Source organism: Apilactobacillus kunkeei (assembly GCF_001421115.1).
In the GTDB taxonomy this organism is placed as follows: domain Bacteria; phylum Bacillota; class Bacilli; order Lactobacillales; family Lactobacillaceae; genus Apilactobacillus; species Apilactobacillus kunkeei_F.
The window spans coordinates 164,253-176,405 of the sequence record NZ_JXCW01000005.1; the positions used below are offsets into that span (position 1 = coordinate 164,253).

Annotated in this window: 12 protein-coding genes and 1 other annotated feature; of the genes, 4 read left to right on the forward strand and 8 right to left on the reverse strand. The window is 41.3% G+C overall.

Translation table 11 applies throughout. The features are described 5' to 3' along the window. Positions 1 to 18: 18 nt before the first annotated feature. A complete protein-coding gene (locus tag RZ55_RS05400) occupies positions 19 to 1,053 on the reverse strand; it encodes a lactonase family protein (RefSeq protein ID WP_057175918.1) in 1,035 nt (344 codons plus the stop codon). A gap of 140 nt (positions 1,054 to 1,193) precedes the next feature. Beyond that, positions 1,194 to 1,439 (forward strand) — a binding site (T-box leader). Between the two features lie 41 nt (positions 1,440 to 1,480). On the opposite strand from RZ55_RS05400, the gene RZ55_RS05405 reads away from it, so the two are divergent. The 4 genes from RZ55_RS05405 (at position 1,481) to RZ55_RS05420 (ending at position 4,808) form a co-directional block, all read left to right on the forward strand. After that, the gene (locus tag RZ55_RS05405) at positions 1,481 to 2,854 is read left to right on the forward strand and encodes an amino acid permease (RefSeq protein WP_034532622.1); all 1,374 of its coding nucleotides are present in this window, start codon (positions 1,481 to 1,483) and stop codon (positions 2,852 to 2,854) included. Next, positions 2,847 to 3,767, forward strand: coding sequence for a homocysteine S-methyltransferase (mmuM, locus tag RZ55_RS05410; RefSeq protein WP_057175919.1), 921 nt, complete (start codon positions 2,847 to 2,849; stop codon positions 3,765 to 3,767). The genes RZ55_RS05405 and mmuM overlap by 8 nt, the downstream gene beginning before the upstream one ends. A 75-nt stretch (positions 3,768 to 3,842) precedes the next feature. Beyond that, complete coding sequence (locus tag RZ55_RS05415; protein ID WP_057175920.1) at positions 3,843 to 4,262, forward strand: hypothetical protein; 420 nt, start codon at positions 3,843 to 3,845, stop codon at positions 4,260 to 4,262. An 84-nt stretch (positions 4,263 to 4,346) separates the two neighbouring features. Next, positions 4,347 to 4,808 (forward strand): Fur family transcriptional regulator, encoded by a 462-nt coding sequence (locus RZ55_RS05420; protein WP_225351435.1) that lies wholly within the window; start codon positions 4,347 to 4,349, stop codon positions 4,806 to 4,808. A 53-nt stretch (positions 4,809 to 4,861) separates the two neighbouring features. Here RZ55_RS05420 and RZ55_RS05425 read toward each other — a convergent pair whose 3' ends face one another. From RZ55_RS05425 to lysA, 7 genes are all read right to left on the reverse strand, one after another. After that, positions 4,862 to 5,938, reverse strand: a complete 1,077-nt coding sequence (locus RZ55_RS05425; RefSeq protein WP_057175921.1) for an aspartate-semialdehyde dehydrogenase — start codon at positions 5,936 to 5,938, stop codon at positions 4,862 to 4,864. Between the two features lie 98 nt (positions 5,939 to 6,036). Next, entirely contained in the window at positions 6,037 to 7,218 is a 1,182-nt protein-coding gene (locus tag RZ55_RS05430) for an aminotransferase class I/II-fold pyridoxal phosphate-dependent enzyme (RefSeq protein ID WP_057175922.1), read from the reverse strand. 11 nt (positions 7,219 to 7,229) lie between these two features. Then, entirely contained in the window at positions 7,230 to 7,988 is a 759-nt protein-coding gene (dapB, locus tag RZ55_RS05435) for a 4-hydroxy-tetrahydrodipicolinate reductase (protein WP_057175923.1), read from the reverse strand. Beyond that, complete coding sequence (gene dapA, locus RZ55_RS05440; protein WP_057175924.1) at positions 7,988 to 8,902, reverse strand: 4-hydroxy-tetrahydrodipicolinate synthase; 915 nt, start codon at positions 8,900 to 8,902, stop codon at positions 7,988 to 7,990. Before dapA ends, dapB begins: the two co-directional genes overlap by 1 nt. Before the next feature lies 1 nt (position 8,903). Further along, the gene (locus RZ55_RS05445; RefSeq protein WP_057175925.1) at positions 8,904 to 10,049 is read right to left on the reverse strand and encodes an N-acetyldiaminopimelate deacetylase; all 1,146 of its coding nucleotides are present in this window, start codon (positions 10,047 to 10,049) and stop codon (positions 8,904 to 8,906) included. 4 nt (positions 10,050 to 10,053) lie between these two features. After that, positions 10,054 to 10,758 (reverse strand): 2,3,4,5-tetrahydropyridine-2,6-dicarboxylate N-acetyltransferase, encoded by a 705-nt coding sequence (gene dapD, locus RZ55_RS05450; protein WP_053792934.1) that lies wholly within the window; start codon positions 10,756 to 10,758, stop codon positions 10,054 to 10,056. Between the two features lie 5 nt (positions 10,759 to 10,763). Then, positions 10,764 to 12,080, reverse strand: coding sequence for a diaminopimelate decarboxylase (gene lysA, locus RZ55_RS05455; RefSeq protein WP_057175926.1), 1,317 nt, complete (start codon positions 12,078 to 12,080; stop codon positions 10,764 to 10,766). Between the last annotated feature and the right edge of the window lie 73 nt (positions 12,081 to 12,153).

Here is a 12,153-nt window from a genome sequence, read left to right on the forward strand (position 1 = left end):
AAGTCTTTTTTTAATTAATTATTTTTCGCGTGCGACACAGACACCTTCTGGAACATGAACATCCTTTTGCACAACGGTTAACTTACCGCTGTTAGCATCGCGTTCGTATAAGGTAGCGTCGTTAGTGTTTTGGTTAATAACAACCATGAACTTTTCATCGCTACTGAAGTTAAAGTCACGTGGGAAGTCACCTTCAGTGCTTGCTAATTGAATTAGTTCGACCTTACCGTTGTCTTTAACCTCAAAGACGGCAATACTGTTGTTACCACGGTTTGAAACGTAGACAAACTTACCATCACTTGATAAACGGATGGCAGCGGCACCGTTGTGTTCAGTCCAGTCGTCTGGAATAGTGGCAACGATGTGGTCTAGGTGGAAGCTACCATCATTTTTATCGTAGTTCACAACGGCTAGCTTACTGCTTAATTCACCAACGATGAATGCAACGTGTTTTTGTTCGTCGAAGACAACGTGACGAGGACCAAAGCCGGCTTCCATCTTCAATGTAGAAACTTCGGTTAAGGCACCATCATCTGCGATGTCGTATACGTAAACCATGTCTTGGCCTAAGTCGACAACGGCTAAACGACCATCTGGAGTTAGGTCAGCGTAGTGGGGATGAGCACCACTTTGTTGTTCTGGACGTGGGCCCACGTTTCCTTCATGCACTACCTTGTTTAGGTAAGTTAGTGATCCGTCATCTTCAATCTTGTATACCATTACTTCACCGGTGTGGTAGTTGGCAGTGTAAACGAATTGGCGACCTTCATCAACTGTGATGTAGGCAGGGTTGGTATCTTCGTTTAGACAAACGTTGATTTCCTTAGCAGGACGAGTTGAGTTATCTAGTGCTAGTGCACCACCCTTACCGTTGTCACCCTTGTCGATGGCGTATAAACGGTTGGCCTTTGAAACGGCTACATATGTTGGGTTACCGGCTTTGGCAACCAATTGTAGGTTTTGTAATTGCTTTTTGTTTTCATCTAATTCGATTTCATAGATTCCTTCACTTGTATCTCTAGTGTAAGTACCAATTAAGAATTTTTCAGTCATAATTAAATCTCACTTTCGCTTAAAATTTAATATCTCCTTTCTATTATTGCATATTTTGCCAATAATGCTAAACAGTTAATTCAAAAATTTTCCCTTGAAAAATTTTATAATGTATCTATAATTAAAAATACATAATAATATATTAGGTTTTGATGAAAAAAGTACATAACGGAGATTGCCAAGAGAGTTCATGGTTGGTGGAAATGAACGTTTCGAAGTTATCGAAAATGGTCTCTGAACCTTCGGGGGTGAATTGTTTAGCTCCCGACATTTGTGTATGTTACAACACGAAGGAATCAACAGGTTCTGGATAAGATAGTTAATGATATTAATGTATCATTTCAGCTATAAAACTAAGGTGGTACCGCGAAGCATTCGCCCTTTTTGTAAGGGCGGATGCTTTTTTTATTTCTAAGGAGGTTTATTTATGAGTTCGCATCATTTTTCAAAAAGTCTAAAGGCCAGAAATCTTATCACCATGTCACTTGGTGGTGTGATTGGAACTGGTATCTTCATGAGTACCGGATACTCAATCCAAACGGCGGGTCCAATCGGGACCATTCTCGCCTACGTGATTGGTTCAATTTTAGTCTGTATGGTAATGGCTTGTCTGGGTGAATTATCCGTTCACGATCCAAACACGGGAGCATTTCATACATACGCAAGTAAATACATAAATCCCGGTGTCGGTTTTATCACCGCCTGGATGTATTGGTTAACCTGGACGATTGCGCTGGGTTCCGAGTTCATCGCTCTTTCAACCATTGGTCAACAATACTTCCCAAGCATCCCCGTTTGGGGCTTCAGCCTAATCTTCACCGTCATCATTTTGTTGTTAAACATCATCAACATGAACCTATTTTCTTCCAGTGAATTCTGGATGTCATTGATTAAGGTATTAGCGTTGGTCGTATTTTTAGGGCTTGGGATTCTAATCATCTTTAAGATCATCCCAATTCACCACACCCATTTCAAACCATTCTTCGGTCAACTAACCGCTAACGGCATCTTTCCAAATGGTTTAATTCCAGTCATCTCAATCGTGCTATCAGCCAACTTCGCCTTTTCAGGAGCGGAAATGATTGCCGTCGGTGCTGGTGAAAGTCAAAATCCGGAAAAGACCGTGCCACAATCAATCAAGCACACCCTAATCATCTTGGTAATTTTGTTCATCGGAACCATCGTGGCGTTGGGTTCCATCTTGCCACAAAGTGATTCATCACTTGCGCAAAGTCCATTTGTCACTATCTTATCTAACATCAACGTCCCATACGCATCCGACATAATGAACCTAATCCTATTTATCACCATCTTCTCTGGTGCTAACTCAGGAGTCTATGCTGCTTCTAGAATGCTATGGTCACTGGCCGACAAGAACACCCTACCAAAGGGATTGGCAAAACTATCCAAGAACGGAATTCCCGTCTATGGACTAATCCTAACTATTGCCGGTGGACTATTAGCATTATTCTCAAGTATCTACGCACCAAACACCGTTTATCTTGCGTTAACCGCGATTTCAGCGTTTGCCGTTGTCTTCGTCTGGTTGGTAATTGGTTGGGCGCACTTCAACTTCAGACGCCAATTTATTAAGGCTGGTCACTCCACTAGCGAGTTAAAATACAAGGCACCACTATTCCCACTCTTACCAATTCTAGTCATCGTAATTTGTTTGCTTTCATTGGTCGGAATCGCGTTTGACCCTAACCAACGCATTGCCATCATCATCGGAGTGCCATTTGCCATCATTTGCTACATCTGGCACGCATTAGTATATAGAAAGAAGGATCATCATGAATAAAGTAACTAATTGGATTAATCAACAAGACCACATCTTAATCGACAGCTCAATGTCAACAGGTTTGGAAGAACGTGGCTTAAAACTAAACTCAGACCTATGGACCGCAGCTGCCTTAGAATCACACGAAGACCTAATTGTCGACGTTCACAAGAAGTACTTTAACGCCGGTTCATCAATGACTACAACTAACACCTACCAAGCCAGTGTGCCTGGTTTAGTCAAGGCCGGCTACAGTGAAGATCAAGCCATCGCATTAATTAAAAAAGCTGTCAAATTAGCAGACCGCGGCCGTAATGAAGCAACTAATCCAAACCCCAAGTGGTTATTGGGTGGTGTCGGCCCTTACGGTGCCTTTTTAGCCAACGGTTCCGAATACACCGGGGATTATTCATTGACTGATGAAGAATACATCGCTTTTCACGAGGGTCGTATCAAGGCCATGGTTGAAGCAGGCATCGATGTATTAATATTGGAAACCTTCCCTAATATCAATGAATTAAAGGCGATTACCGAATACACTAAGCAATTCGATATTCCAGTGATTGTGGCCGCGTCATTGAGAGACGAATCCCACCTAGCCGATGGCAGCTCACTAATTGAAGTGGCATCATTTTTAGAATCCCAATCACACGTAATCGCTTATGGTTTGAACTGTACCAAGCCACAACTAGTTATTCCTGCATTAAAGGTGTTGAAACAAAGTCACCCTGCTCACAAACCTTTCATTGCCTTCCCTAATTCCGGTGCGACCTACAACCCAGAAATTAAGGAATGGAATCACGATGATTTATCATTTGAAGAATTCGACGAACTAATTGCTCAATGGTTCGACTTAGATCTTAAGTTTGTCGGTGGCTGTTGTTGCATGACAGAAGCCCAAGAACAACACATCTACGACAAGTTTTTCAAGTAGTTTTCGCGACTGATTTCTTTCAAATTTAGTTTTTCTCTACTATAATAAAGTCTAGTAAATTTAAGGAGACTTATTATGCGTAGTTTTGAAGGATTAAGACCAATCATCACTGAACACTTTTACATGGATTGGTTAACAGAATTTAAGCTTCAATCAGTAATCGATTTCCAAAAGCAACAAGATGAAAAAGCAGACATTATGAGCACTTCCAACTTCATCAATGCCATCATGAACGACATCATGAGTCAAAAGGGATTGTTATGGGGTGTCATGGATAAGGAAACTAAACATTTCGTCGGTGTCTCGGGTATCTCAAACCTACAAAGCGATTCCCCCATTGTATACGTGAATGTTTTAAACATTTCTACCGATGCCGAATTGGAATTAATTAGACGAATTGTCCAATTCAAACATCAATACTGGCCAGATAAAACAGCTCAATTCAACATTTCACCATCAAATGATAAAATTAAGGCTGCAATTGACGCTTTATAGTTGATTTTATTTGCTTTCTGGGCTTTTTAATCTTATTATTAAGATAGAATAGTTATAAAGTAATAATCAAAGGAGGTAGAGTGTTTGTCTAACGAAATGTACGAAAAGGCCTTAGAAACCTTACGCAACAATAATGTAAGAATTACACCTCAAAGACAGATTATCCTAAAGTATTTAATTAATCATGATAATCACCCTTCCGTAGACACTATCTACGAAGCTTTGAAGCAAGAATTTTCTAACCTAAGTATTGCAACCATTTACAACACGTTACAATTATTTGAAAAGTTAGATATTATCATTGCACTACCTGCTGAAGATGGTGGAATTAGATACGATTTCTTTGGTTCTCCTCACTTCCACGCTATTTGTGATAATTGTGGTGAAATCGAAGATATCGACTTCCCTAACTATAAGCAATTAAAACAAGAATTAGCCAAGGAAGCGATGGATCAAGCTGGTTTTCAAACCAACAAGATTCATATTGAAGTCTTTGGCCTTTGCAAAAATTGCCGAGAAGAATTAGCTAAAAAAGATAATCAATAACAACAAAAAAAGAGTCACATTCGGTTGAATGCGACTCTTTTTATTTACCCTTTTTAACCACGATAGTAGTCTTCGGGGACGCGCACTAAATCACGCTTTACTAATTCTTCGGCGTTTTGAACAGTGTTCCAAGCGGCACCCTTTAACAAGTTATCCGCTACCACCCACATGTTAAAGCATCCAGGATTTTCTTGGTCTGCACGAATGCGACCAACGAAAGTTGAACGCTTGCCTTCTGCGGTAATTGGTTGTGGATATACTTGATGATCTGGATCGTCTTGTAGAACTGCACCATCGAATTGATCGATAACGCGTTGAATATCTTCCTTAGTAGCTGACTTGTCTTCTACTTCGAAGTATACGGATTCACCGTGAGAAATGGCAACCGGTACACGAACACAGGTAGCGTTGACCTTGATGTCAGTTGCATCCATGTCGTTTAACATGATCTTCTTAGTTTCATGAACCATCTTCCATTCTTCATGAGTAGAACCGTCTTCTTCAAAGACGTCAATTTGTGGTAATAGGTTAAATGCTAAAGGATAGTGCTTCTCATCACCCTTAGTAGGTAAAATGTCTGCGCTCATTTCCTTACCATCTAGGTAGTCTTGAGCCTGGCCATAAAATTCATTTAATGCTGATTGGCCAGCACCTGAAGCGGCTTGGTAAGTGGATACAACAATTTGGTTTAAACCAAACCTTTCAAAGACAGGTTGTAAGGCAACCACCATTTGAATGGTTGAACAGTTAGGGTTGGCGATAATTCCGCGATGGTTAGCTAATTGATCAACGTTTACTTCTGGAACAACTAGTGGGACGTCTGGGTCCATACGGTATGCACTGGTGTTATCGATACATACGGCACCGCGCTTTACAGCTTCTGGCAGGAACTTCTTGGAAGTACCACCACCGGCTGAAGCTAGCACAATGTCGACTCCTTCAAATGAATCTGGAGTAGTTTCTTCAACTTCGATTTCTTCACCCTTGAATTCAATCTTAGTTCCAGCTGAACGGCTTGAAGCAAGTAACTTCAAATTCTTAACTGGGACGGTGGAGTCCTCTAATTGTCTGACCATTCTCATACCTACTGCACCTGTTGCTCCTAAAATTGCTACGTTATACTCTCTCATTTTTACAAACCTCACTTTTTATCTATTTTGAATAGACATCTGTCTTTTATATGCATACACTTTATTATTAATATACTTTATTTTTCAGATTTGTCAATTCATTTTTCTAATAATTGAATAAATTTATTTAGTCGATCGAGACCGGCTCTTAGTTTTGCTTCACTAGCGGCGAAGGAAATTCTGATGTAGCCTTCCCCACTCTTACCAAACATGCGACCAGGAATTACCCCTAGGCCAACCTTTTCGGCTAGGTCTAAACCAAATTGATAGTCATCTTTACCATAACTATCATCGATTTTGATGAAACAATAGAATGTTGATGTTGGCATCACGTATTCAACACCCATTTCATCTAACTTAGTTGAGACTAAGTCACGACGTTTTTGATAAATCGCCTTGGCTTCATAAGCGTCTTCTTGACCATTTGCCATTGCTTCTAGCGCTGCGTCTTGCACGTTATCAGCGACACAGGTCACCATGTAGGCGTTAATCATTTTTACTCGTTGCATAATTTCGCTTGGACCACATATATATCCAAAACGCCATCCGGTCATCGCGTGTGATTTTGATAAACCATTGATGTATAGCACTTGGTCTGGAATTTCGCGTGCTAATGAGTAATGGTCGTGATCAAAGGTTAATTCACCGTAGATTTCATCTGAAAGTACCCAGATTGGTGATTTTGCGATAACTTGTCCTAACTGTTTAACTTCGTCTGCGGTGTAAGACACACCGGTTGGATTGTTAGGGTCGTTAATTACTAATGCAACGACGCCTGGATGTTGTTTTAGGGCATCTTCTAGCAATGATGGTGTCAATTTAAAATCAGTATCACTGGTATCAACATCAATCACGTGACCACCCAAGATTTCAATGATTGGTTCGTACAATGAAAAGATTGGGGTTGGAATGATAACCTCATCCCCTGGGTTCACGATTGCTTGTAGTGCTGAATAAATTGATTGAGTCGCACCGTTGGTAACCACGACTTCTTCAGCATCGTATTCTAGATTCCAGCGGGTAGATAAGTAATTGGTAATTGCTTGTCTTAATTCGACCTTCCCAGCTTGGGCTGAGTAATGTGAGTCATTGTCGTTAATTCCTTGAATCGCAGCTTGTTTGATATGTTCCGGGGTGTCTAAATCAGGTTCCCCTAAAGTTAACTTGATTAGGTCCTTGTTCTTAGAAATCGTTTCATCGAAATGACGAATTCCGGATGGTGCGATTCCGTTCAAACGGTGGTTATAAGTTCTCAAAAGCTGTGGATTGGTTCTTGGCATACAATCACTTCCTACAAAATATTTTCTAGACCATCGACTAATCCGTGTAGTTCAGGAAGCTTTTCTAATGCTACCCATACCCCTTGCATGAATGATTCACGATCAAATGAATCTTGTCGAATGGTTAATGCTTCACCGGGTCCACCGAATAATACTTGTTCGTGGGCCACGTAACCTGGCAAGCGAACAGCGTGAACGGGAACACCCTTGTAGTACATCCCTCTAGCTGGTTCGTCTTCTTGGTTGATGTTGTCACCTTGTTTGGTTTCACTCATCATGTCGACTGTGTGAATGGCAGTTCCTGATGGTGAATCGGTCTTGTCTTCATGGTGCATTTCGATGACTTCTACGTCTGAGAAGTACTTAGCAGCTTGTTGAGCAAATTGCATTAATAGCACTGCTGATAAACCGAAGTTAGCGGCGATTAGTCCGTTGACGTTTTCACCATCAGCTAGGATGATTAGTTCGTGTTTTTGATCTTCTGATAATCCACTGGTACCAACGATTGGTGAGATCTGGTGTTCAATTGCGTATTTGACGTTATCAAAGACGACATTTGGTTGAGTGAAGTCAATCCAGACGTCGTAGTCACCTTCAATCGCATCTAAACTGTTAAAGACATTCACGTCGTCAGATAGGTTGTATTCACTTGGGTTCACATCAGTTTTAGTGGTTAGAATTCCTGTGATGTCGTATCCTGGTTTATCCGCTAGTAAATGGACCACCTTTTGGCCCATTGATCCGGTTGCTCCTGCTAGAAAAATATTCATTAGTTTCTCATCTCCAAACCTAAGTCATGTAGTAATGCGTCTTCTGGTAGTTCCAAGTGACGCGCTAAGTTTCTGCGTTCTTCGTCATTCAATGGCAAGATTGGTAGACGGCATCCCCCAACTGCAAATCCTTGTGCGTTTAACACGGCCTTAACTGGTGATGGTGAAGGATACATGAATAATGCGTTCATACGTGGGGTTAACCATCTTTGTAGTTCACCGGCATGACGGTAGTCACCATTTTCTAGTGCTTCATACATTTCACGCATTTGAGCGCCATAGATGTGAGAAGCTACTGAGATGATTCCGTCTGCGCCGATGGCTTTGGCGAATAGTGATTGAGCATCTTCACCACTGTAGACGTGGAAATCATCTTCGGTATGGTCAACCAAGTATTCCAGGTCTTCCATTGATGTACATTGCTTTACACCGATGATGTTTTGATGGTGTGATAGTTCAACCACGGTGTCGTTAGCCATGGTAACGCTGGTTCTACCTGGAATATTGTAGATGTAAATTGGTAGGTTTGCTTGATCAGCAACTGACGTAAAGTGAGCAATCATTGAACGTTGGTCGGGCTTGTTGTAGTAAGGTACGACTACTAACAAGGCGTCGATACCGTCGATGGTTTGCACTTGGCGATTAAATTCGATGGTCGCTTCTGTGTTGTTACTACCGGTTCCGGCGATTACGTATGCGCTATCGCCAACCATGGCACCAAAGCGAGTGTATAGTTCAATCTTTTCTTCAGTGGTTAGTGTTGGTGTTTCACCTGTGGTTCCACCAATCACAAATCCACGACTGCCATTTTCTAAACAGTGTTGAGTGACTCTTTCTAATGCAGCGTAATCAATGTTGCCATTGTCATCAAACGGTGTGATGATGGCGGTCATAATATCAATATTTTGTGTCATTTTAATCGTCTTCTCTCATTTCGAATTCTAAAAATGAACTAATTGCGTTAATCCCCTTTTCAATGCAGCTTTCGTCAGGATTGAATGTGTCGGTGTGCAGTGCTGAAGTGTTACCAACACCTAACCAAAACATGGTTCCATCGAAGTGATGAAGAATGTAGCCGAAGTCTTCTCCGGTCATTGCTGGCATTGTGACTGTGAAATCCACATCTGGATTTGCTTGCATAAAGTTCATAAAACGGTCGGTCAACTTTTGGTTATTGTTAACTGGGTAGTAACCACCTTGGTTGATATCAACCTTAACTTGGCAGTTGAACCCAACTTCAATTCCCTTACATATTTCAATAATTCTGGTCTTAACGGTTTGAATCATTTCTTGGTTCAAACCACGAATGGTTCCTTTAATATCTACCCTACCGGCAATTACGTTTCTGATTGTTCCACCGTTGATTTGGCCAAAGGTTAATACTGCCCCTTGGATTGGATCAACGTTTCTTGAAACGATGGTTTGTAATTGGGTAATTAGCATTGCTGAAGCTACCACCATGTCGTTTGCTTGGTGTGGATAAGCAGCGTGGCCGCTCTTACCAATTAAGGTAATATCGACTTCACTGGTTCCGGCAAACAAGGTTGGATAACAGCAGCCAATGGTTCCGGCTGGTAGCTCTGGCGTATCGTGTAGTCCGTAGAATTCATCGACATGCCAGTCACCTGAAAATAGGTTACTGTCGACTGCTACCTTGGCGCCACTTTCACTTTCTTCGGCTGGTTGGAAGAAGAAAATCAAGTCGTCGATTGGTTGGTGTTGAGTAAAGTGTTCCAACAATCCGATTGCAACCGTCATGTGGATATCATGTCCACATGCGTGCATCACCGATTCGTGCTTTGATGAAAACTCTAATCCAGTCTTTTCACTAACCGGTAGGGCATCCATATCACAACGGTAACCAATAGTTTTACTTGAATTGCTTCCTTTAATCTTTACCAAAATCGCAGTTGGTAATTGTTCAGGAGTAAAAACTTCCATATTATCTGTAGCAAATTCGTTGATTAATTCTAATAGGTATTGATGGGTTTGACTTTCGTGCATCGCCAATTCTGGAATCTGATGCAAGTGGCGTCTCACCGCAATTAAATCTAAGGTCATATCATCACAACTTTCTTAGTGCGTCTTCTAATTGAGTCTTTCCCTTGGTTTTATCGTCAATATCTTTAATTTTTCGTGCTGGGTTTCCGGCAACTAATGTGTTTGGTTCAACATCGTGTAAAACAATTGATCCGGCTGCAACAACGGCACCTTCACCAACGTGAACTCCTTCGATTACAACGGCGTTAGCACCGATTAATACGTTGTCGTCAATGCGAACTGGAGTAGCTGAAGCTGGTTCGATTACTCCGGCTAAGACTGCACCGGCACCAATATGACTGTGCTTTCCAACGATGGCACGTCCACCCATGACAACTCCCATATCAATCATGGTGTCTTCACCGATTTCACAACCGATGTTGATAACGGCACCCATCATGATAACGGCTCGGTCACCAATCTTAACTTGGTCTCTGATAGTAGCACCCGGTTCGATACGAGCGTTAACGTTTTTGATGTCTAATAATGGTACGGCTGAGTTTCTAGCATCGTTTTCCAATTCGTATTCAGTCACTAAATCTGACTTCAGGATTGGTTCGATGTCTTTCCAGTCACCAAATACTGTGGCGCTTTGATCGTTTCCGAATACCTTTACTGATTGCGGAAAATCAATTTGTGCAATTCTTCCATTAATATATGCCTTAACTGGTGTCTTCTTTTCTGCGTTTTGAATGTAGCTAATGATTTCTTGTGCGTTTAATTCTGCCATAATAATTAATCTCCTAATTCTAAGTTATTATCTAGTTCGTATAAGTTTTCAAATGATTGACGCTTTGTGACTAATTGAGCCTTGCCCTTTTCAACAAAGACAATTGCTGGCTTTAGGTTCAAGTTGTAGTTGGAAGCCATTGAGTATCCGTAAGCCCCTGTGTCTAAGACAGCGACAACGTCTCCGGCGTTTAGACTAGGAACGGATGCGTTCTTGATTAGGACGTCTCCTGATTCACAGTACTTACCAACTAAGCGAACCTTTTCAACGGGTTGTGCGCGTGGATTGTTTGCTGAAACAACTTCGTATTCAGCGTCGTATAACATTGGTCTGATGTTATCGCCCATTCCACCGTCGACTGCGACGTATGGCTTGATGCCGTCGACTCTCTTTTGTGATCCAACGGTGTAAAGTGTCAGACCGGCTGAGCCAATAATGCTTCGACCTGGTTCAATCCAGATAGCTGGAATTTGTAGGTTATATTGACTGGCTTGTTCCTTGATGGTGTTGATGATACTTTCAACAAACTTTTCAGGAGCTAGGTAGCCATCGGTTGAAACATATTGAATTCCAAATCCGCCACCCAAGTCCAAGACTTCTGTAGTAAAGTCGTGTTCAGTGTTGAACTTGTTAGCTAGTTGCATCATCTTAACGGCTAATGCATTGAAACCATCTGGTGATGAAATTTGTGAACCGATGTGAGCATGGAAACCTAATAAGTGAACTCGTGGGTTCTTATGCAGTAGTTCAAACCCTTTTTCAACTTGGCCAGATGCAAGATCAAAACCAAACTTACTATCAACCTGACCGGTTTGGATAAATTCATGAGTATGAGCTGTAATTCCGGGAGTAATTCTCATGATGACGTTGGTGGTTTCATCCAATTCTTCAACCACTTGGTTGATTAGTTCAATTTCATGGAAGTTATCAACCATGATGACGCCAACGTGATTTCTTATCGCTAGTCTTAATTCTTCTAAAGACTTGTTGTTACCGTGGAAACTCATCTTTGCGGCTGGGAAACCGGCATGCAAAGCAACTGCAATTTCACCTCCGGAAACAACATCGATGTGTCCGCCCTCTTGGTTCACCAATTGGTACATCGCTGTATTGGCAAACGCCTTGCTGGCATATGAGATCTCGTAATCAATATCGTTTTGTTCAAAAATCTTATTGAACTGATGGAATTGATCGCGGATAGCTGAAACGTTGTAAACCATCAATGGAGTTCCAAATTGGTGAGCAAGTTCAACTGCATCGCAACCATCTATCTGCAAATGTCCATCTGCATTAATGTCATTATCTGTAATTTGATTTGTCATAATAAACAGCCTTTCTAATCGAATGATTTTTAGGTCGTTTTAAACTCGACAGATTGAAAAAAAAAAAAAAAAA